19 protein-coding genes and 1 other RNA gene are annotated in these 19,110 nt (G+C 65.9%); 8 read left to right on the top strand and 12 right to left on the bottom strand.

Going from position 1 to position 19,110, the window contains the following annotated elements; translation table 11 throughout:
- Positions 1 to 108 precede the first annotated feature (108 nt).
- From HNP60_RS06500 to HNP60_RS06490, 3 genes are all read right to left on the bottom strand, one after another.
- Positions 109 to 432 (bottom strand): YbaB/EbfC family nucleoid-associated protein, encoded by a 324-nt coding sequence (locus tag HNP60_RS06500; RefSeq protein WP_014075669.1) that lies wholly within the window; start codon positions 430 to 432, stop codon positions 109 to 111.
- 13 nt (positions 433 to 445) lie between these two features.
- Positions 446 to 2,158 carry a DNA polymerase III subunit gamma/tau gene (locus tag HNP60_RS06495; protein WP_221414628.1) on the bottom strand — a complete coding sequence of 571 codons (1,713 nt, stop codon included), beginning with the start codon at positions 2,156 to 2,158 and terminating at the stop codon, positions 446 to 448.
- A gap of 64 nt (positions 2,159 to 2,222) precedes the next feature.
- Positions 2,223 to 3,101 carry a DMT family transporter gene (locus HNP60_RS06490; protein WP_260394751.1) on the bottom strand — a complete coding sequence of 293 codons (879 nt, stop codon included), beginning with the start codon at positions 3,099 to 3,101 and terminating at the stop codon, positions 2,223 to 2,225.
- Positions 3,102 to 3,313: 212 nt separating this feature from the next.
- On the opposite strand from HNP60_RS06490, the gene HNP60_RS06485 reads away from it, so the two are divergent.
- Complete coding sequence (locus HNP60_RS06485) at positions 3,314 to 4,723, top strand: peptide MFS transporter (RefSeq protein WP_184151646.1); 1,410 nt, start codon at positions 3,314 to 3,316, stop codon at positions 4,721 to 4,723.
- Between the two features lie 10 nt (positions 4,724 to 4,733).
- Here HNP60_RS06485 and ffs read toward each other — a convergent pair.
- The 4 genes from ffs to HNP60_RS06465 all read right to left on the bottom strand — a co-directional run bounded on the left by ffs (position 4,734) and on the right by HNP60_RS06465 (position 7,417).
- Positions 4,734 to 4,831, bottom strand: an RNA gene (gene ffs / locus HNP60_RS06480) — signal recognition particle sRNA small type.
- Positions 4,832 to 4,929: 98 nt separating this feature from the next.
- Positions 4,930 to 5,265, bottom strand: coding sequence for a 2Fe-2S iron-sulfur cluster-binding protein (locus HNP60_RS06475; protein ID WP_184151643.1), 336 nt, complete (start codon positions 5,263 to 5,265; stop codon positions 4,930 to 4,932).
- Positions 5,262 to 6,368 (bottom strand): cysteine desulfurase family protein, encoded by a 1,107-nt coding sequence (locus HNP60_RS06470; RefSeq protein WP_184151640.1) that lies wholly within the window; start codon positions 6,366 to 6,368, stop codon positions 5,262 to 5,264. Before HNP60_RS06470 ends, HNP60_RS06475 begins: the two co-directional genes overlap by 4 nt.
- Positions 6,365 to 7,417, bottom strand: coding sequence for a cysteine desulfurase family protein (locus HNP60_RS06465; RefSeq protein ID WP_184151637.1), 1,053 nt, complete (start codon positions 7,415 to 7,417; stop codon positions 6,365 to 6,367). The genes HNP60_RS06470 and HNP60_RS06465 overlap by 4 nt, the downstream gene beginning before the upstream one ends.
- Before the next feature lie 157 nt (positions 7,418 to 7,574).
- Between HNP60_RS06465 and HNP60_RS06460 the strand changes: the two genes are divergently transcribed.
- Both HNP60_RS06460 and HNP60_RS06455 read left to right on the top strand, forming a co-directional pair.
- Positions 7,575 to 8,231, top strand: a complete 657-nt coding sequence (locus HNP60_RS06460; RefSeq protein ID WP_014075662.1) for an alpha/beta hydrolase — start codon at positions 7,575 to 7,577, stop codon at positions 8,229 to 8,231.
- On the top strand, positions 8,228 to 8,527 hold the full coding sequence (locus HNP60_RS06455; protein ID WP_184151634.1) for an antibiotic biosynthesis monooxygenase: 300 nt from the start codon (positions 8,228 to 8,230) through the stop codon (positions 8,525 to 8,527). Before HNP60_RS06460 ends, HNP60_RS06455 begins: the two co-directional genes overlap by 4 nt.
- A gap of 17 nt (positions 8,528 to 8,544) precedes the next feature.
- On the opposite strand, the gene HNP60_RS06450 is transcribed toward HNP60_RS06455, so the two are convergent.
- Positions 8,545 to 10,335 (bottom strand): ABC-F family ATP-binding cassette domain-containing protein, encoded by a 1,791-nt coding sequence (locus tag HNP60_RS06450; protein WP_184151631.1) that lies wholly within the window; start codon positions 10,333 to 10,335, stop codon positions 8,545 to 8,547.
- Positions 10,336 to 10,455: 120 nt separating this feature from the next.
- On the opposite strand from HNP60_RS06450, the gene HNP60_RS06445 reads away from it, so the two are divergent.
- The 4 genes from HNP60_RS06445 to HNP60_RS06430 all read left to right on the top strand — a co-directional run bounded on the left by HNP60_RS06445 (position 10,456) and on the right by HNP60_RS06430 (position 13,683).
- A complete protein-coding gene (locus HNP60_RS06445) occupies positions 10,456 to 11,190 on the top strand; it encodes an SIMPL domain-containing protein (protein WP_184151628.1) in 735 nt (244 codons plus the stop codon).
- A 58-nt stretch (positions 11,191 to 11,248) separates the two neighbouring features.
- Positions 11,249 to 11,584 carry a hypothetical protein gene (locus tag HNP60_RS06440; RefSeq protein ID WP_148276514.1) on the top strand — a complete coding sequence of 112 codons (336 nt, stop codon included), beginning with the start codon at positions 11,249 to 11,251 and terminating at the stop codon, positions 11,582 to 11,584.
- Positions 11,585 to 11,642: 58 nt separating this feature from the next.
- Positions 11,643 to 12,308: a response regulator transcription factor gene (locus tag HNP60_RS06435; protein ID WP_014075657.1), complete on the top strand. Its 666-nt coding sequence runs from the start codon at positions 11,643 to 11,645 to the stop codon at positions 12,306 to 12,308.
- 70 nt (positions 12,309 to 12,378) lie between these two features.
- Positions 12,379 to 13,683, top strand: a complete 1,305-nt coding sequence (locus HNP60_RS06430; RefSeq protein ID WP_184156904.1) for an ATP-binding protein — start codon at positions 12,379 to 12,381, stop codon at positions 13,681 to 13,683.
- A 70-nt stretch (positions 13,684 to 13,753) separates the two neighbouring features.
- Here the strand turns inward: HNP60_RS06430 and HNP60_RS19910 are convergent, their stop codons facing one another.
- Together HNP60_RS19910 and HNP60_RS06420 are read right to left on the bottom strand one after the other, a co-directional pair.
- On the bottom strand, positions 13,754 to 14,581 hold the full coding sequence (locus tag HNP60_RS19910; RefSeq protein WP_260394750.1) for a PEPxxWA-CTERM sorting domain-containing protein: 828 nt from the start codon (positions 14,579 to 14,581) through the stop codon (positions 13,754 to 13,756).
- A gap of 177 nt (positions 14,582 to 14,758) precedes the next feature.
- Positions 14,759 to 15,205 (bottom strand): MerR family transcriptional regulator, encoded by a 447-nt coding sequence (locus HNP60_RS06420; protein ID WP_184151625.1) that lies wholly within the window; start codon positions 15,203 to 15,205, stop codon positions 14,759 to 14,761.
- 68 nt (positions 15,206 to 15,273) lie between these two features.
- Between HNP60_RS06420 and HNP60_RS06415 the strand changes: the two genes are divergently transcribed.
- The gene (locus HNP60_RS06415; protein ID WP_184151623.1) at positions 15,274 to 16,032 is read left to right on the top strand and encodes a MauE/DoxX family redox-associated membrane protein; all 759 of its coding nucleotides are present in this window, start codon (positions 15,274 to 15,276) and stop codon (positions 16,030 to 16,032) included.
- A 68-nt stretch (positions 16,033 to 16,100) separates the two neighbouring features.
- On the opposite strand, the gene purC is transcribed toward HNP60_RS06415, so the two are convergent.
- Both purC and HNP60_RS06405 read right to left on the bottom strand, forming a co-directional pair.
- Complete coding sequence (gene purC, locus HNP60_RS06410) at positions 16,101 to 16,880, bottom strand: phosphoribosylaminoimidazolesuccinocarboxamide synthase (protein ID WP_014075652.1); 780 nt, start codon at positions 16,878 to 16,880, stop codon at positions 16,101 to 16,103.
- Between the two features lie 159 nt (positions 16,881 to 17,039).
- Positions 17,040 to 19,070: an amidohydrolase family protein gene (locus tag HNP60_RS06405; protein WP_184151620.1), complete on the bottom strand. Its 2,031-nt coding sequence runs from the start codon at positions 19,068 to 19,070 to the stop codon at positions 17,040 to 17,042.
- Between the last annotated feature and the right edge of the window lie 40 nt (positions 19,071 to 19,110).

Below are 19,110 nucleotides of genomic sequence, written 5' to 3'. Positions count from 1 at the left end.
AATCGTGGATGCCCCGCCTGCATCAGGTGAGTCAGGCGGGAGCTTGACGGACGCCGTCTCCCGGCAGGGCTCAGGGGACCGGTCGCCCCCCCTGCCGGGCGCACCGCCTCAGAAAGGCAGCTTGAAGCCCGGGGGAAGCGGCAGCCCCGCGGTCATCTTGCTCATCTGGTCACTGGCCACCTCATCGGCCTTGGCGCGCGCGTCGTTGAACGCAGCGACGATCAGGTCCTCCAGCATGCCCTTGTCGTTGGGATCGATCAGGCTCTGGTCGATCGAGAGACCCAGGATACGTCCCTTGGCGCTGGCGCGGACCTTGACGAGCCCGCCGCCGGCAATCCCCTCGACTTGGAGATTGTCGAGCTCGGCCTGCGCCTTCTGCATTTCCTCCTGCACACGGCTCGCCATGCCCAGAATGTCGTTCAGATCCTTCATTTCACGTCTTCCTTCAGCTTTGGCCCGAAGCCGGGTCCATGACCACGGCACCGGGAAATGCGTCCAGCGCCGCGGCAATCACCGGCTGGGCACTGGCATGTGCGATGCGCGCTTCGCGAGCGAGCACCTGCTGCTCCCGCAGGCTCGGCTCTCCCGGCGCATCGGTCGATCCGACCGTCCAGGACTGGCCGGTGAGATCCTTCAACGCCGCCGCCACTTGCCGTGGGAAATCGGCATCGAGCGGCTGGAGAATGCGAAAATCGAGCACCGGCGGTTCATAACGCACGAGACTGACATAATCATGCATTTCCGCGCCGAGGCGAGGGAAACGGTCGAGCAGTGCGGCGACCATCGCCGCGAAGTCGGGCGGGAAGACAGGGCGCGCGGCTTCCTCGGGAGCCGGAAGCGGCGCGGCGGCCGCGGCAGGAGCAGCAGAGGGCCCATCGACGGCGGGCGCGCCGCCCTGCCCGCCGGGAGCGCCCTGCCCGCCCTCGCGGATCATCCGCGCGAGTTCGAGCGGATCGGGCATGGTCGCGGCATGGATCAGCCGAAGCAGCGCCATCTCGGATGCTGCCTGAGGGCGCGCCGCGGCAACCACCTCGGCATGTCCCTTCAGCAGCAGCTGCCAGAGCCGGTGCAGCACCGGAAAGCTCAGTTCCTCCGCCCAACCCGCGATGGCCGCGCGTTCCGCCTCGGGATGTCGCTCCAGTCCCGCGCCGCGCCCGGCCTTGGCCATGGTGACGGCATGGATGAGCTCAAGCAGCGCGTTGATCGTGGCCACCGGCTCCACGCCGAGCGTTTCCTGTTCGGCGAGCGTCGCCAGCAGGGCTGTCGCGTCGCCATCGAGAATCTGGTCGAACAGCCGCCGGGTCGCGCCGCGATCGGAGAGCCCCAGCATTTCGCGCACCTGTTCCACCTGAACGAAGGCCCGCCCATCCACCATGCCGGCATGAGCGATCGCCTGATCGAGGATGGATTGCCCGTCACGCGCCGAACCTTCCGCCGCCGTGGCGATCAGCCGCAGCGCATCCTCCTCGGCATCCACGCCTTCCTTGCCGCAGATCATCCGGAAATTGTCGACCAGCAGATCGACCGGGATCCGCCGCAGGTCGAAGCGCTGGCAGCGGGACAGCACGGTGATCGGCACCTTGTTCACCTCGGTAGTGGCGAACAGGAACTTCACATGCTCCGGCGGCTCCTCAAGAGTCTTCAGCAATGCATTGAAAGCATTGCGTGAAAGCATATGGACTTCGTCGATGATGTAGATCTTGAAGCGCGCCGAGACGCTGGCATATCGCACGGCCTCGATGATCTCGCGCACGTCGTCCACGCCGGTGTGGCTGGCGGCGTCCATCTCCACCACGTCGATATGCCGCCCCTCGGCGATGGCCTTGCAGGGCTCGCACACGCCGCAAGGATCGATCGTCGGCCCGCCCTGCCCGTCCGGCCCCACGCAATTGAGCGCCTTCGCGATCAGCCGGGCCGTCGAGGTCTTGCCGACGCCGCGCACGCCCGTCATCAGGAAGGCATGCGGCAGCCGGTCCCGCCGGATGGCGTTGGCCAGCGTCCGCACCATGGCTTCCTGCCCGATCAGCTCGGCGAACGTCTGCGGGCGATAGGCGCGGGCCAGCACCCGATAGCTTTTGGGCGCTGGCGGCTGCGGCTGTGCAGGCACGCCGAGGTCGAGGCCCGGCCCGGACCCGTGATCTTCTGGTGAATCGGTCATTGCGACGACCTTAGCGCTTGCCGCCCCACTTGTTTAGCATCCGTTTCCAAAGCGGGCGTCCTCATCAATCCTGCGGCGTGGCGTTACGGGTGGCTCGCGCAAACATCGTGGCGCCGATTCCCAGCAGGATCAGCGCCATGCCCAGGACATGATAGGCATGAAGCGGCTCGCCGAGGATCAGGATCGCGAGCAGCGCCCCGAACAGCGGCTGCAGATTGACGACCTGTCCGGCATCCGCCGCGCCGATCTCTTCCACCGCCCGATTGTACATGAAATAGGCCACGATCGAGGGCAGCGCGATGATATAGGCCACGCCGGCGAGCACTCCCGGCGTCAGATGCACGGCCCGGCTCTGCAGCTCGATGAGCGAGAAGGGCAGCATCGCGAGCGCCCCGATGAGGATCGTGAGACCCAGGAAAGTCAGGGCATTCACCGGCGGCCGCAGGCGCAGCAGCACCGTGTAAAGCGACCAGACCACCACCGCGCCCAGAATGAGCAGATCCCCGATATTGAACTGCATGGCGCGCAGGGCGGCGGGATCGCGCCGGAAGATAATCGCCAGGACCCCGGCGGCCGCGACGAGGCAACCGGCGACCTGCACCGGTCGCGGCCTGCTGTGGAAGATGAAGAAATTCAGCGCCAGCACCAGCGCGGGAACCGCCGCCTGGATCAGTAGGCTGTTGGAGGCGGTCGTGAACTGCAGGCCGGAATAGAAGAAGGCATTGAACGAACCCACGCCCAATATGCCGAGCAGGAGAATCCGCGGCCAGCCGCGCCGGATGATGTCACGGTCGGCCGCGATGTAGCGCCAGGTCGCCGGGAGCACGATCAGCGAAGCGCCGGCCCAGCGCCAGAAAGCCAGCGTGAACGGCGGCACCTCCTCGTGGATGGCGCGCGCCACGATGCTGTTGCCGGACCAGAGCAGCATCACGAGAACCAGCATGAAGTAGACGCCGCGGCGTGATCCGGTCAGCAAATGACGAGCCTTTCTCTGGACATCCGCGCCTATGACGTCGCCGCCGGCCCTTCGCAAGCGAAGCAGCGGCACGCGTGAGGGTTGGAGCCTTTGGAGCCGCGCGCCGTCCCCATCTTGCATTCGGCAGCGATCGCGCCTCTAACTTGCGCCAACAACGGACCTGTAAGGCACATGCAGCCATGACCACTGCCGAGGCCACGCCCTCTCTTACCATGATCGACCATGCCGACCGCGCCTTTCTGGGTCATCCCAAGGGCCTGGCTTATCTCGCCTTTGCCGAAGCATGGGAGCGCTTCTCTTATTATGGCATGCAGACCCTGCTGGTCCTCTACATGATCAAATATCTGCTCCTGCCGGGGCAGATCGAGAATGTTTGGATGCTGGACGCCTTTCGCCAGCTCCCGCTCTATCGCGGGCTGGATGGCCAGCCGCTCGCCTCGGCGATCTTCGGTACTTATGCCGCGAGCGTCTATCTCACGCCGATCCTGGGCGGCTTCCTTGCCGACCGTTTTCTCGGCAAGCGGCGCACGGTGCTGCTCGGCGCCATTACCATGGCGATCGGCCATTTCCTCATGGCGTTCGAGGCCAGCTTCCTCCTCGCCCTGCTATGCATGGTGCTCGGCGCTGGCATGTTCAAAGGCAATATCGCCAGCCAGGTCGGCGCGCTCTACAAGCCGGACGACCTGCGCCGGGCCGATGCCTTCCAGATCTTCTATCTCGGCATCAATGCCGGCGTGATCGGCGCGCCGCTGATCGTCGGCGCGCTGGGCGAGAAGGTCGGCTGGCATTGGGGCTTCGGCGCTGCCGGCGTCGGCATGCTCATCGGCCTCGCCATCTATGTCTCGGGCCAGAAATATCTCCCGTCCGAACAGTTCGAGCCGCGCAGCCGGGCCGGCGCCATCGCCGCTTCGCCACGCGCGCCGATGTCGCGGCAGGACTGGCTGGCGCTCATCGCCGTGCTGCTGCTGATCCCGGTGATGGCCATCGCGATCGTCCCCAACAATCAGATCTTCAATGCCTATCTGATCTGGGGCGACCAGACCTTCGATCTCGATTTCTTCGGCACGCGCCTGCCGACATCCTTTCTGGTCACGCTGGATGCGATCGTGTCGGTCAGCTTCCTCGCCATCGTCGCGTTGTTCTGGCGCTGGTATGGCCGGCACTGGCAGGAGCCGGACGAGCTGAGCAAGATGGTCATCGGCTCGCTCTTCTCGACCGGCGGCATGCTGTGCCTGTTCATGGCCGCCTCGACCGACGGCAGCGATGGCCGCATCGGACTCCTCTGGCCGGTACTTTTCCATGTCGTGAATTCAATCGGCTTCGCGAACCTGCTCCCGGTCAGCCTCGCTTTGTTCGCGCGCCTCGCACCCAAGGCGCTCAATGCGACCGTGATCGGCCTTTACTATCTGGCATTCTTCGGCGGCAACTCGCTCGTCGGCTGGGTCGGCGGCTATTACGAGACGATGGCGACGCCGGTCTTCTGGCTGATGCACGCGGGGTTCGCGGCCGCAGCGGGCGGCATCTTCCTGATCTTCAAGCTGCTGCTTTCAAAGCGGCTGATGCACGCGCCGCTGCCCGTGGACGCCTGAGCGGCGGCGAGGCGGTGGAAGCCGGAACGACCCGCAGCGAATTCGTTGTGGCTGCTTCCGTCAGGACCTGACCAGGTTGGCGAAGACTACGTCCGCCCGGCTTCCGAGCGCGCATATGGCGGGGCATTCGCTGAAATGCAAGGCAGGAAGGCACTGGCGGCGGGCCCGGCACGGGATGCCGCCGTGCGGCGCCTGCGCTCAGCCCTTCACAGCCCCTGCATGTTGCGGCTTTCCGGCGGGATCCGGACGGTCAGCGATTCCATCGCCTCGGACAGGACGATCTGGCAGGCGAGCCGGCTGGTGCGGGTGGTCGCCGCCGCCAGATCCAGCATGTCCTCTTCCTCCTCGCTCGCCCGGGGCAGCTTCGGGAAATCCGCCGGATCGATGATGACGTGGCAGGTTGAGCACGCCATCTGCCCTTCGCAAGTCCCTTCCAGGGGCTGCCCGGCCGCCTGCGCGATGTCGAGCAAAGTGTCGCCCGGCGCTGCCTCCACTTCCTGGACGTCGGTGCCGTTCGCGCTGATGAAAGTGATCCGTGTCATGCCGCCGCCTTCTGCATCGCCGCCGCCTCATTGATGAGCGTGGCCGCGTTCGCAAGCTCCTCGGAGGTCGAGTAGCGCCCGAAGCCCAGCCGCAGCGAACTGCGCGCTTCGCGGTCGTTCAGGCCAATGGCCCTCAGCACATGGCTCGGCCGACCCGACCCGCTGGCGCAGGCGGAGCCGAGCGAGAAAGCCACGCCGCGCACGTCCGACACCAGTCGCGCGGCGTCGATTCCCGGCCGGCATAGATTGAGATTACCATGATAGCGCGCATCGAGAGCGCCATTGACGCGCCAGCCCGTGAAGAACGCCAGCGCCTCGCGCCAGAGCGTCTCGACGAGGCCGAGATCCTCCGCCCGCCGCGCGGCCGCGAGCTGCGCCGCGACGCCAAAGCCGGCGCACAGCATCGGCGAGAGCGTCCCGGGCCGCAGCCCCTGCTCCTGGCCGCCCCCGTGCATCAGCGGCGGCAGTTGCAGCCCGTCCCGCAGCCACAGCGCCCCGACCCCCTTGGGCCCGTGGATCTTGTGCGCGGTGACGGCGATCATGTCGGCCGAGGGCGTGTCCAGCCGGCCGAAGCCCTGCACCGCATCACACAGCGTCGCCGCGCCATGCGCACGAGCGATGGCGATCAGCGCTTCGACTGGCTGGATGACGCCGATCTCGTTGTTGACCTGCATCACCGCGAGGAGCGCGGCCCTCTCGTCGATCGCCGCCTCGGCAATGTCGAGATCCACCAGACCGTCGCGCCCCACCGGCAGGATCACCGGCTCGAAGCCCTCGTGCCGCAGCGCCATCACCGTGTCGAGCACGGCGGCATGCTCCGTCGCCAGCGTGATCACGCGCCGGCGCCCGGGCGCGGAAGCGCGTGCCGCGCCGACGATCGCGATGTTCAGGGCCTCGGTCGCACCGCTGGTGAAGATCAGCCGGCCGTCCGTCTTGCCCAGAGCCGCCATGATCCGCTCGCGGGCCAGCCCCACGTCCGCCGCTGCCACGCGCCCGATGCGGTGCGCGCTGTTGGGGTTGCCATAATGCGCCATCGCCTCGGTCATCGCCGCAGCGACCTCCGGCGCGAGGGGCGTCGTCGCCTGATAGTCCAGATAGATCATTTTTTTGCGTTCCCGTGGCAAATGGCCTGCCACTGAGCAAGAAAGGCGTCAATCTCGCTGGCCTGCGTATCATGCCCCATAGTGACACGGATAACCTGACTGGCGGCTGTATCGTCCCAGCCCATCGCCGCGAGCACATGGCTGGTCCGCAGGCTTCCCGAGGAACAGGCGCTGCCGGCCGAGACCGCGATCCCCGCCAGATCGAAGCGAATGAGCTGCGCTTGCGCCGATACGCCGGGCATGCGGTAGCTGGCGATCGTGGGCAATCGCGGCGATGCCTGCGCCACGATCTCGCCCCCGGATGCAAGGATCGCGGCATCGAGTTGCTCGCGCCAGAGCGCCGCGTCCGCGAGCCAGTCGCGCGGCGCTTCCAGCGCGGCGGCGAAACCGAGCGCGAGCGGCATCGCTTCTGTCCCTGCCCGGTAGCCCTGCTCCTGCCCGCCCCGGGGATCGAGCGCGGCGAGATCGCGCACCAGCAGCGCGCCGATGCCGATCGGCCCACCGAGCTTGTGCGCACTGACCGCGACAAGATCGGCCTGCGCCGGCAATGCGATCTTGCCCGCGCTCTGGCTGCAATCGGCGAAAAGCAGCCCGCCGGCCGCCTGGATGTGCGCCGCCAGATCGTCGAGCGGCTGGATGACGCCCGTCTCGCTGTTGACCTGCTGAATGGCGATCAGGGCATCCGGCCCGATGTCATCGGGCAGGGACACAAGGCCGCCGCGATCGACCGGCAAGCGGTTCTCCACGGGCACATGGCGAAGCACCGCATCATGCTCGCTCGCGCCGGCAAGCAGCCGCGCCCGCTTCGCGCCCTGCAGGGCAATCGCGATGGCCTCGCTTGCACCTGAAGTGAGGATCACATGCCCATCCCAGCCGAGCGCCCGGGCGATGCGCGCCCGCGCGTCCTCCAGCAGCGCGCGCGCGCGGCGTCCGGCGGCATGCGGCGAGGAGGGATTGGCCCATGCCGCGAACCCTTCCAGCATCGCCGCCCGCGCCTGAGGCAGGAGTGGCGTCGTGGCGGCATGGTCGAGATAGATAGGGCTGGTCATGACAACTCGTGCAGAAAGGAGCGTTGCCACCTGGACGGGTATCGAGGATCACCATCCAATAAGATTGCGAAATGGCGGCGCTCACCTATATAAGCCCGCAATCCTCGCGCGTCAGCCACCCGGCAGATGCCGAATTCCTTATCAAGCTCCAGGTGCCATGCCAGACGTCATCTTTCCCGGTCCCGAAGGCCGTCTCGAGGGCCGTTTCAGCCCTCCGCCCCGTCCTCGCGCGCCTGTCGCGCTGATCCTTCATCCCCATCCGCAGGGCGGCGGCACGATGAACGATCGCATCACGCAGGCGCTCTACAAGACCTTCGTGAAGCGGGGCTTCGCAACCCTGCGCTTCAACTTCCGGGGCGTGGGCCGCAGCCAGGGCGTGTTTGACAACGGCATCGGGGAACTGTCGGATGCCGCCGCCGCACTCGACTGGGTGCAGAGCTTTCACCCCGAGGCGCAGACGACATGGATCGCCGGCTTCTCCTTCGGCGCCTGGATCGCGATGCAGCTCCTCATGCGCCGGCCGGAAGTGCGCGGCTTCATCTCCGTCGCGCCCCCCGCGAATATGTATGACTTCTCGTTCCTCGCCCCCTGCCCCGCTTCCGGGATCATCGTGCAGGGCGTGAACGACGAGGTCGTCTCCGCCGGTTCGGTGCAGAAGCTTGTGGACAAGCTGCGCACCCAGAAGGGCATCACCATCCATCATGACGAGATCCGCAACGCCAATCACTTCTTCGAGCATGAGCTCGACCAGCTGATGATGAGCGTCGACAATTATCTCGACATGCGTCTCGCGCCGGATTCACCGATCCGGTGATCATTCTGGCGGGATCGATCCGGCTCCCGCCCGAACGTCTCGACGAGGCCCGGCCGGTGCTGGCCCGCATGGTCGAGGCCAGCCGTACCGAGCCGGGCTGCGTCGCCTACAGCTTCGCCGAAGACCTTCTGGAGCCGGGGCTGATCCGCATCTTCGAGCTCTTCGAAGACCGCGCCGCGCAGCAGGCCCACTCGACCAGCCCCCACATGGCGGCATTTCGCGCGGCATGGGAGGCCCTTGGCATCGGCGACCGCGCGATCACCGAATATGAGGTCGCCACCGCTCGCGAGCGCTGACCCTCGCTACGCGCGTCTCAGCTGCCCAGCGCCTCGACCATCTCGGCCAGTTCCAGCCAGCGTTCCTCGGCTGCTTCCTTCTCCGCGCGTGCCTTGTCGATCGCGGCGGTCAGTTCGGCGAAGCGCCCGGGATTCTTCGCATAGAGATCGGGGTCGGACAGCGCCGTCTCGTCGCGCGCGATGGCAGCCTCGATCGCCTCGATCCGCGCCGGCAGCAGGTCATAGTCGCGCTGGTCCTTGTAGCTCAGCTTCGCGGCTTTCGGCGGCGGCGGCGCATCCGGCGCGCTGCCCTTCGCTGTCACGCTCTTCTTCGCCGCCCCCAGCGGCTGCCGTCGCCTGGCTTCCCAGTCGGCATAGCCGCCCGCAATGATGTCGACCCGGCCCGAGCCATCGAGACCGAGCGTCACCGTCACCGTGCGATCGAGGAAGTCGCGGTCGTGGCTGACGATCAGCACCGTGCCTTCATAATCGGCAATGACTTCCTGAAGCAGATCGAGCGTCTCGAGATCGAGATCATTGGTCGGTTCGTCGAGCACCAGAAGGTTCGATTCCCGGGCGAACTCGCGCGCCAGCAGCAGGCGCGAGCGCTCGCCGCCGGACAGCGTGCCGATCCGCGCCTCGACCAGCCCGGGGTCGAACAGGAACTCCTTGAGATAGCCCTGGATATGCTTCTTCGCGCCCCGCACGGTCACCCAGTCGCCGCCATCGGCGAGGATGTCGCGCACCCGCTTTTCGGGCTGGAGCAGCTTGCGCTGCTGGTCGATGACAATGCCGTCGAGTGTCTTCGCGCGCGTGATCGTGCCGCTGTCGGGCGCCAGTTCGCCAGTGAGCATCCGCAGGAGCGTCGTCTTGCCGGCGCCGTTGCCGCCCACGATGCCGATGCGGTCGCCACGCTGGATGCGCAGCGTGAAGTCCCGGATGATCGTCCGCTCGCCATAGGCCTTGGTGACCTGATCGGCCACGATGACGCTCTTGGTCTTCACATCGTCCGCGACGACGGACATTTTCGCGGCGCCCTGCGGCCCGATCATGGCGGCACGGGTGGCGCGCATCTCGACCAGCTTGGCGAGGCGGCCCTGATTGCGCTTGCGCCGGGCCGTAACGCCCCGCTCCAGCCAGTGCGCCTCGATCTTCAGCTTGGCGTCGAGCTTTTCCGCGGCGCGGGCCTCGTCGGCATAGACTTTCTCCATCCATGCCTCGAACCCGCCGAAGCCCACCTCGTTGCGGCGCAGATCGCCGCGATCCAACCAGAGCGTCGAGCGCGTCAGGCGCGTGAGGAAGGTCCGGTCATGGCTGATCGTGATGAAGGCGCCGCTGTATCGCGAGAGCCAGCTTTCCAGCCAGTCGATCGCGGAGATGTCCAGATGGTTGGTCGGCTCGTCGAGGAGCAGAATGTCCGGCTCGCTGGCCAGCGCCCGGCAGAGCGCCGCCCGGCGCCGCTCGCCGCCCGATGCGGTGGCCGCCTCGCGGGAAAGATCGATGCCGATCTGATCGGCAATCGCCTCGATCTCGTGCAGGGCCGGCGGGCTCTGGCCAGCCAGAGTGAAGTCGCGCAGCGTCGCGAAAGGCGCCAGATCGGGGTCCTGCTTCAGCATCACGACATTTGTGCCCGGCACGATCGAGCGCTTGCCCTCATCCGCCTCGATGCGACCGGCAATGAGCTTGAGCAGCGTCGTCTTGCCCGCGCCGTTGCGGCCGATCAGGGCGAGCCGGTCCCGCTCGCCGACAAAGATGTTGAGCCCGCGGAACAGCCAGCCGCTGCCCTGGATCAGACCGAGATTTTCGTATGAAAGAAGTGGCGCTGCCATGACGGGGCGCTAAAACAGAACTGGGCGGTCCGGGCAAGGGCAGAGCGTCCTGCAGGTCAGCGATCGTTCATCGTTGCTCGATCAAGACGCCCCCATGATCACAAGTGGAAGGATGCTCCCATGCTACGAACGCCCCTCCTGCTCGCAGCAGCAGCTCTCATGATCCCGGCGGCCGTGTCTGCCCAGGGGCCGCAGGGCGTCGGCCCGATGGTTCCGGCGAGCGGGCCCATCCTCAGCCTGGCGGTGACGGAAACGATCCAGTCGGCGCCGGACATGGCGACGATCAATACCGGCGTGCAGACCCGCTCGATGAGCGCTCAGGATGCGATGACGCAGAATGCCGCGCAGATGGACAAGCTCGTGTCGATGCTGGTGAAGAAAGGCATCGAACGCAAGGACATCCAGACCAGCGGCATCAACCTCAACCCGCAATATGATTATTCCGATCGCACCGGCGGGAAGCCCCCCCGTTTCATGGGCTATGAAGCGAGCAACCAGCTCACCGTGAAGGTGCGCAAGCTGGATGGCGCGGGCGAGCTGGTCGACGCGATGGTCGCGGCGGGCGCCACGAATATCAATGGCCCCTCCTTCAGCATCGCCGACCCCGCCGCGCTGCTCGATCAGGCGCGGACCAAGGCGATCAGCACCGCGCAGGCGCGGGCGGACCTTTATGCCCGGGCGACGGGCTATCGCAGTGCGCGACTGGTGGGCATTTCCGAGGGCGGCGAATCCAGCCCGCCGATGCCGATGATGATGCGCTCGATGGCCATGGAAGCGGCGCCGCAGACCAAGATCGAGCCGGGCGAAATCGGCACCTCGATTTCGCTCAACGTCCGATATATGCTGGAGCGCTGAACGGGAACGAAATGGGGCATTCACCGCGTGTTCAATGCATGATCGCTATCTCGGCGCCATGACAGTGCGCAGACCGATTCTGATCCTTTGCAGTCTCCTGGCCCTGGGCGGGGTGACGGCGCCGGCCTCGGCGCAGAGCTTCGCGCATGGCGACGACCAGAAGCAGGCGCGTCGGGCGATGCTCGATGGCGAAGTGATGCCCTTTTCGATCATCAAGCGGCGCGTGGAACGCGCAATGGGCGACGCCACGCTGCTCGGCGTGGCGCCCCCGCCGCGAGATGGAATCTATCTCATGCAGTTCCTCCATGCCAATGGCGTGGTGGAATGGGTCTATGTGGACGGCAAGTCGGGTGACATCGTCGCGCGCAAGCGCCAGAAGGGCCAGAGAGACTAGCTGGGGCCGGCCCTGGCATGCCGCTCTTCCCGACCGGGACCAGTCTGAAAGGAATATCATGCGCCTGCTGATCGTTGAGGATGAACCGACACTGGGCACCCAGCTCAAGGCCACGCTGGAAGGCGCCGGCTATGCGGTCGACCTCGCCACGGATGGCGAAGATGGCCATTTCCTCGGGTCCACCGAAAGCTATGACGCCATCGTCCTCGACCTTGGCCTGCCCGAGATCGACGGCCTGACCGTGCTCGATCGCTGGCGCAAGGAAGGCTCGCAGGTCCCCGTGCTCGTCCTCACCGCGCGTGACAGCTGGTCGGACAAGGTCGCCGGGCTGGACGCGGGCGCCGACGACTATCTCGCCAAGCCATTCCAGAGCGAGGAACTGATTGCCCGTCTGCGCGCGCTCATCCGCCGCTCTTCCGGCAATGCCTCGAGCGAACTCATCGCCGGCGATGTGCGCCTCGACACCCGCTCGGGCAAGGTGACGCTCAATGGCGAGCCGGTGAAGCTGACGGCTCAGGAATATAAGCTGCTCTCCTACCTCATGCATCACAAGGGCAAGGTGGTCAGCCGCACGGAACTGATCGAGCATATCTACGATCAGGATTTCGACCGGGATTCCAACACTATCGAGGTTTTCGTGACGCGGATCCGCAAGAAGCTCGGTGCCGACGTCATCTCGACCATCAGGGGGCTGGGCTACAGCCTGGACGAACCCGCTGGCTGATCAGGCCCCGTCCGCGTCCTCCATTGCGGAACAGCCGAAACCCCGCAGCACCGGCTCGCTCAGCCGCCGCATCATCGGCATATCCGCGATATGGATTGGCGTGCTGCTGCTCGGCGGCGGACTGGCGCTGGACCGCGTGCTCACCAGCGCCATCACGCGCAATTTCGACGACGGGCTTTCCTATGTCCTGACGGCGATGATCTCCTCGGCCGAGGTCGGGCCGGAAGGCGAAGTGCTGTTCAACCGGCCTCTCGCCGACCAGCGCTTTCTCGAACCCGCCAGCGGCCTCTATTACCAGATCAGCGGCGAGGGCCATGAGGACTGGCGGTCGCGATCCCTCTGGGACCGGGCGATCCAGGTGACGCCGGACATGCGCGATCGCCCCGGACAGGGCATCGACAGCCACCAGTTCCCGGAGGAACCCCTGCGCCTGATGGCGCGCACCGTGATCCTGCCCGGCAGCGACACGCGCTGGATCTTCATCGTCGCGCAGGCGCGCGAGGGCCTCGACGCGCAGATCCGCTCGCTGCGGCAGACGCTGGTGAACAGCTTTCTCGCGCTGGGCGTCGGCCTGATCCTGCTCGCGGCGCTCCAGGTCTTCTTCGGGTTGCGCCCCCTGCGCCGCATCAGGCGGGAAATCGCCCGGATGCGCGCGGGCGAGAAGAGCCGGGTGACCGAGCCGCTGCCGCGCGAAGTCCAGCCGCTCGTCGAGGAACTCAATGCCCTGCTGGCCCATAACGAGCAGCAGGCGGAAGAAGCCCGGCGCCATGCCGGCAATCTCGCCCACGCCCTCAAGACGCCCCTCACCGTGGTCATGAACGCGGCGACGGCCAAGGCCCCGGACCTCTCGGGCATCGTCATCCGCGAGACCGGCACCATGCGCCGCCAGATCGATCATCACCTCGCCCGGGCGCGGGCGCTTGGCCGGCGCGGCGCCGCCCAGAGTCGAACGGAAGTCTGGCCCAGCCTGGAAGCGGTCGAGCGCGCCGTCGAGCGCCTCTATCCCGATGTCCGCATCGATCGCGACGGCGCGCATGATGCCGTCGTCCGCGTGGAACGGCAGGATCTCGACGAACTGCTCGGCAACCTGATCGAAAACGCAGCGAAATATGGCGGCGGCAGCGTGTTCGTGACAGTCTCCCCGCAAGGCCAGTCGATTGATATCCTCGTCGAGGATGACGGGGCAGGCATTCCCGAGAGCGAGCGCGAGCGCATTTTCGATCGGGGCGTGCGGCTGGACAGCGGCAAGCCGGGCACGGGCCTCGGCCTCGCCATCGTGCGCGATGTCGCGGAAATCTATGGCGGCACCGTCGAGCTCGATGAAAGCGAGGATCTTGGCGGGCTGCTCGTCCGCCTGCGCCTGCCGGCCGGCTGATCGGCCTGAAAAAGAGAGGGCCCGGACGACTGCCCGGACCCTCCCAGCATGTGGAACGTGTGAGACAGGCTCAGGCGAACTGGACCTTGGTCGAGCGGCGACGCATGCTCGCGCCGACCAGCCCGAGGCCACCGATCATCATGGCCCAGGTCGCCGGTTCGGGAACGGGCGCCTGCATCTCGAAATTATAGGTGGTGGAACCACCGGTCGTGGTGAACGTCACATTGTCGACGAACGCGTGATAGCCGAGCGTGGCGCCGCTGCCGGCGCCGACGCTGATCGCCGTCACATAGGCAGCATCCGAATAATAGTTGCTCGCCGCCCAGTCCGTGATCGTGTGGAGCTGCAGCATGCCGCCATCTTCATTGGGGCCCAGACCCGTGGCAAACTGCCAGAAGACATCGGTGCTGTTGGTGCTGTACCAGGCACCGGTCGGATTGGCGCTCGCCAGGCCGCCCACGCCGGGATTATAGGCGCCTTCCCAGATCAGCTCGCTGCGCTGGGCGCCGTCCTGCACCATCAGGCGAAGGGCGGGCGTGTAAGTCTGACGGGCACTGTCCGCCGCCACCTGCCAGTCGAAGACCAGGCTCAGAACGTCCGAAAGCAAGCCGAGATTGGTGGCGACGCCGGGGCCGCCATATTGAACGCCGGTCTGGACGCGTGTGCGATCGCCGACCAGTTCGAGCGAACCATTGCCCGAGCGCGGCGCGGCACTCGAGATATAAGCGTCACCGCCGCCGGTATTCTCGCCGGGAAGCGATCCCCACTCCGTGCCAGCCGGCACCGGCAGGCCAAGGCTGGTGACGGTCTGCGTCGCGGCGACCGCAGGCTGCGCGATCACGATGCCGGCCGCAAGTGCGGCCATCGCCGCGGTCGTAAGAACATTGAACTTCAACATGACAACTCTCCTCCCACTTAACCGGAGGAAAGCTTGTCAAACATGAGAGAAAGGACAAATACAGTTAACTATATTGTGATTAATATTAACCATTTAACGATATTTATCCCCTGATAATCGCCTACTTCTGGATCACATTGAAACATTCACGCGAATTCTATCGTGAATATTTTCAATCTACAGCGCAGTCACCCCACCCGTTTGCGGATGCGACTCGGCGGCATCATCGAACGAAGACAGGATCGGGCATGGCCCCGTGCCCGAGGATTCGCATTCCAGCGCGAGTTTCTGAAGCACCGCCCGGGCACGCTGAAGCTCGGTAATCTTGGCATCCAGCGCCAGTAACCTATCGGAGGCGAGCTGGCGCGCGCGTGCCCGATCTTCCCCCGCGTCCAGCAAGAGCAGCTCTCCGATCGCATCCAGAGTGAAGCCAGCCAACTGGGCCGAGCGGATGAAGCGCAGGCGGCGCACATCCTCGTCATCATAACGCCGCACGCCCCCGGATAGCGCACTCCCCCCGCCCCGCTCGGGTAGCGCGAGGAGCCCGCGCCGCTGATAATAACGCACCGTCTCGACGCCAACGCCGCCCGCTTGCGCAAGTTTCGATATCGTCATGCCTGCCATGCTTGACTCCGTACCATGGTACGGAGCCTATATGGGAGGCAGCACGATCAGGAACAAGGAATGACGGCATGGCTGTCTCTGCTGCACCGGCGGGCCGCGAGGCCATTCTCTATCGCATGGTCATGCCCGGCCATATCTGCCCTTATGGGCTCAAGGCGCTGCATCTCCTGCGGCGCAAGGGCTTCTCGGTGGACGATCGCTGGCTCACCAGCCGCGCGCAGACCGATGCATTCAAGGCCGAGCATGACGTGCGCACGACGCCCCAGATCTTCATCGATGGCGAGCGGATCGGCGGGCATGACGACCTGCGCCGCTATCTCGGCCTCAAGGTCCATGATCCGCAGGCGACCAGCTATGTCCCCGTCCTCGCCCTGTTCGCCGTCGCGGCACTGATCGCGCTCGTCATCGACTGGCTGACGGCGACGCCCTGGCTATCGATCGTAACGGTGGAGCGCTTCATTTCCACGGCGATGATCCTGCTCGCCATGCTCAAGCTGCAGGATGTCGACCGGTTCGCGACCATGTTCCTGGGCTATGATCTGCTGGCCCGGCGCTGGGTGCCCTACGCTTATCTCTATCCCTTCGCGCAGCTCGGCGCGGGCGTACTGATGCTGGCGGGCGCCCTGCCCTGGCTCGCTGCGCCCGTCGCCCTGCTGATCGGCGGCGTCGGCACCGTCTCGGTGTTCAAGGCCGTCTATATCGAGAAGCGCAGCCTCAAATGCGCCTGCGTGGGCGGCGGCAGCAATGTGCCGTTGGGCTTCGTCTCGCTGATGGAGGATATATTGATGAGCGTCATGGCGCTCTGGATGATGGCAGGGATGATGTAAGGCGCCTTCAGGACGCCTCGGCGGAGGAGCGGATGCGATCGCCATCCGACCGCATCCCTCCGTTGCTTTTACTTGCCGCGCTTCTTGCGGTGGCTGTCGAGATCGAGCACGTCCGTGTCCGATCCCTCCGGCAGCAGGCCAAGGCGCCGCGCGACTTCCTGATAGGCTTCCACCTCGCCACCGAGGTCCCGGCGGAACCGGTCCTTGTCCAGCTTCTCGTTGGTCGTCATGTCCCACAGGCGGCAGCCGTCCGGGCTGATCTCGTCGGCCAGGATGATGCGCGAGAAGTCCCCGTCCCAGATCCGGCCGAACTCCAGCTTGAAGTCGATCAGGCGGATGCCGATGCCGGCGAACAGGCCGCTCATGAAGTCGTTCACGCGGATCGCCATGTCGGCGATGTCGTGCATTTCCTCCTGGCTCGCCCAGCCGAAGCAGGCGATATGCTCTTCGGTGATCATGGGATCGCCGAGGGCATCGTCCTTGTAGTAATATTCGATCAGCGTGCGGGGCAGCTGCGCGCCTTCCTCGATGCCCAGGCGCGTCGAGAGCGAGCCCGCCGCGACATTGCGCACCACCACTTCGATCGGCACGATCTCGACCTGGCGGATGAGCTGCTCGCGCATGTTGAGCCGCTTGATGAAATGCGTCGGCACGCCGATGTTGGCGAGCAGCGTGAAGATATGCTCGGAAATGCGGTTGTTGAGCACGCCCTTGCCCGAGATCGTGCCCTTCTTCTGGGCATTGAAGGCCGTTGCATCATCCTTGAAATACTGGATCAGCGTGCCGGGTTCGGGTCCTTCATAAAGGATCTTCGCCTTGCCCTCGTAGATTTGGCGGCGACGGGACATGATGGGGTGCCTACTCGCAAGCGGTGAACGAAAAACCAAGACCCCGGCGACGCGAATCGGCAAGGATCAGCGAACGCCGGGGGCTGTGGGCCGACCTGATAGACGATGGCGGCGGCGAGTGCAATTTCGGGGCGAAGGCCGCGCTGCCCCGCCCTCTCCTCACTCCGCCCCGGTCACCTCGGGCGCCTGCGCCAGCGGCTTGATGCCGAACTCCGGATAGGCTTCCGCCGGGAAATAGGCGACACCGCCCTTCATCACCATGGCGATGCGCTTGGTCGCCTTCAGGTCCTGCAGGGGATCGCCCGGAATGAGGAAGAAGTCGGCGAGCTTGCCTTTGGCGATCGAGCCCGTCGACTGATCCCGCCCCATATAGGCTTGCACGTCCAGCGTGGCCCGCTTGAGGATCTGCGCGGGCGTCATGCCGATCTTCTGGTAGAGCTCCAGCTCGCGGTGCAGGTTGAAGGCGCCGCCCAGATCGGTGCCGGGCACGATGAACACCCCGCGCTCGTGCATGGCCCTGATCGTCGCCACAATCTGGTCGAACGCGGCGCGGTAAGCCGCGTCGTCGCCGGCCGCCGAGGTGTCGAGCATCTGCTGCTTCAGGCCCCGCTGCACGCTCACCGGCATGTAGTCGTAGACATCCGCCATGTTGGGCGTCGCCGTCCCGTCGCGGCCGAGCAGGGCCTGCTCGTGGATCACCAGCGTCGGGTCCAGCGCGATCTTCTTCGCGGCCATGCTGTCCAGCGTTTTCCGGACGGGCGCACTGCCAAGGTCGAGGCCCGGCAGCCGCTTGAGCGCTGTGATGCGCAGCAGGGTGCGCGGGTCCTCGTCGGGCGCCAGCACCCAGCCGAGGATGACCTGGTTGATATGGGTCAGCTCGTCATAGCCGGCGGCGATCATCGCATCCGCATTGGTGAAGGCGGGCACATGGCCCGTGACGCGCAGCCCCAGCCGGTGCGCTTCCTCGACCATCGCCGGGACCCAGGCCGGGTTCATGCTGTTGTAGACCTTGATCTGCCAGAAATCGCGCGCGGCATACCAACGCACCGCGTCCAGCGCCTCGGCCTGATTGCCGACGAGAATGCCGTTATTGGCATTGAACTGGCTCTTGCCCTCGATGAAGCCGCTGCGCACCACGCGCGGCCCGGCGATCTCGCCCCGGTCCATGCGGTCGACGAGCTGGTCCAGCACCGCATTGTCGTTGCCCATGTCGCGCACGGTCGTGATGCCCGCTAGGATGTTCAGCATCGCGCTGTCCTGGTCGAGATGGCCGTGCATGTCGGTCAGGCCGGGGATGAGCGTGCCGCCGCCGCCATCGATCCTGACTTCGCCGGGCGTGGCGGGGCTGTCGAGCGGCTCCACGGCGGAGATCCGCTCGCCGGACACCACGACCGAGACGGGCGCCGTCAGCGCCATCGCCGCGGGATCGAACAGGCGCACATTGGTGATGCGCACGGGCTTGCCATAGCGATGGCCAAAGCGCGTCTGCATGTCGACATAACGCTGGGTCGAGAGCCGCTCGGCGATACCCCGCAGCCGCGCTTCCTCCCCTTCATAGCCTTTCCGGACGACCACGAACTCGGGAGTCATGAAAGCGAACAGCTTGCCCGCCGGATCGACCGCCAGATAGCTGGGATTGAGATCGACGCCGGAGATGGTGAGCGTAGTGACCTGCAGATCACCGCCCTCCCCCTTGACCTGGAAGGCCTCTCCCTTGGCGAGGCGCAGCGTGCCGCCCGGCAGCGCCGGCATGGCATTGTCCGCGTCCCTGAGAAGCTGGCTGGCCTGGACCCAAAGGGACCAGGGGCTGCCGCTCTGCGGGACGTATAGGCTGGGCTGGCTGACGGTCGCGCTGCCCGAGCCGGTCGAGTCCGTCCACGTCGCCTTGCGGCCCCGGATCGAGAAGCGCTCGTCGACCTTGCTGCCGAAGGTGGTGCTGCCGGTCACTGTCCAGCTCGTCGGAAGACCGCTGGCATCGGTCGCCAGCGTCTCGGCGATGGTCGGGCCGCGACCATTGTTCTTGTAGTCGAAGACGATGCTCGTCTTGCCGTTCTCCACATCGGCCGTCATATGCCCGACGGGTTTCTGGCCATAGATCACGGAAAAGCTCTCGGTCTCCGCAAGCGCGGCGGAAGAAGCGAGCACGGAAGCGACGGCGAGGCTGGACGCCAGCAAGCGAATGGATCTCATGCGCCGCAGAGCTATGGCAAATGCGCCATCTTGGCAATGC

Origin of the sequence: Sphingobium lignivorans (genome assembly GCF_014203955.1) — a bacterium.
GTDB lineage: Bacteria > Pseudomonadota > Alphaproteobacteria > Sphingomonadales > Sphingomonadaceae > Sphingobium > Sphingobium lignivorans.
This window is presented reverse-complemented; position numbering and strand designations above follow the sequence as displayed.

What these genes read in the sequence shown, in the direction of transcription:
- HNP60_RS06450 (WP_184151631.1), bottom strand. Translation starts at nt 10,335, where the DNA reads ATGGCAGCGCCACTTCTTTCATACGAAAATCTCGGTCTGATCCAGGGC.
- purC (WP_014075652.1), bottom strand. Translation starts at nt 16,880, where the DNA reads ATGTCCCGTCGCCGCCAAATCTACGAGGGCAAGGCGAAGATCCTTTAT.
- HNP60_RS06405 (WP_184151620.1), bottom strand. Translation starts at nt 19,070, where the DNA reads ATGAGATCCATTCGCTTGCTGGCGTCCAGCCTCGCCGTCGCTTCCGTG.
- HNP60_RS06495 (WP_221414628.1), bottom strand. Translation starts at nt 2,158, where the DNA reads ATGACCGATTCACCAGAAGATCACGGGTCCGGGCCGGGCCTCGACCTC.
- HNP60_RS06490 (WP_260394751.1), bottom strand. Translation starts at nt 3,101, where the DNA reads ATGCTGGTTCTCGTGATGCTGCTCTGGTCCGGCAACAGCATCGTGGCG.
- HNP60_RS06415 (WP_184151623.1), top strand. Translation starts at nt 15,274, where the DNA reads ATGGCTGTCTCTGCTGCACCGGCGGGCCGCGAGGCCATTCTCTATCGC.
- HNP60_RS06435 (WP_014075657.1), top strand. Translation starts at nt 11,643, where the DNA reads ATGCGCCTGCTGATCGTTGAGGATGAACCGACACTGGGCACCCAGCTC.
- HNP60_RS06475 (WP_184151643.1), bottom strand. Translation starts at nt 5,265, where the DNA reads ATGACACGGATCACTTTCATCAGCGCGAACGGCACCGACGTCCAGGAA.
- HNP60_RS06460 (WP_014075662.1), top strand. Translation starts at nt 7,575, where the DNA reads ATGCCAGACGTCATCTTTCCCGGTCCCGAAGGCCGTCTCGAGGGCCGT.
- HNP60_RS19910 (WP_260394750.1), bottom strand. Translation starts at nt 14,581, where the DNA reads ATGTTGAAGTTCAATGTTCTTACGACCGCGGCGATGGCCGCACTTGCG.
- HNP60_RS06500 (WP_014075669.1), bottom strand. Translation starts at nt 432, where the DNA reads ATGAAGGATCTGAACGACATTCTGGGCATGGCGAGCCGTGTGCAGGAG.
- HNP60_RS06445 (WP_184151628.1), top strand. Translation starts at nt 10,456, where the DNA reads ATGCTACGAACGCCCCTCCTGCTCGCAGCAGCAGCTCTCATGATCCCG.
- HNP60_RS06440 (WP_148276514.1), top strand. Translation starts at nt 11,249, where the DNA reads ATGACAGTGCGCAGACCGATTCTGATCCTTTGCAGTCTCCTGGCCCTG.
- HNP60_RS06470 (WP_184151640.1), bottom strand. Translation starts at nt 6,368, where the DNA reads ATGATCTATCTGGACTATCAGGCGACGACGCCCCTCGCGCCGGAGGTC.
- HNP60_RS06420 (WP_184151625.1), bottom strand. Translation starts at nt 15,205, where the DNA reads ATGGCAGGCATGACGATATCGAAACTTGCGCAAGCGGGCGGCGTTGGC.
- HNP60_RS06485 (WP_184151646.1), top strand. Translation starts at nt 3,314, where the DNA reads ATGACCACTGCCGAGGCCACGCCCTCTCTTACCATGATCGACCATGCC.
- HNP60_RS06465 (WP_184151637.1), bottom strand. Translation starts at nt 7,417, where the DNA reads ATGACCAGCCCTATCTATCTCGACCATGCCGCCACGACGCCACTCCTG.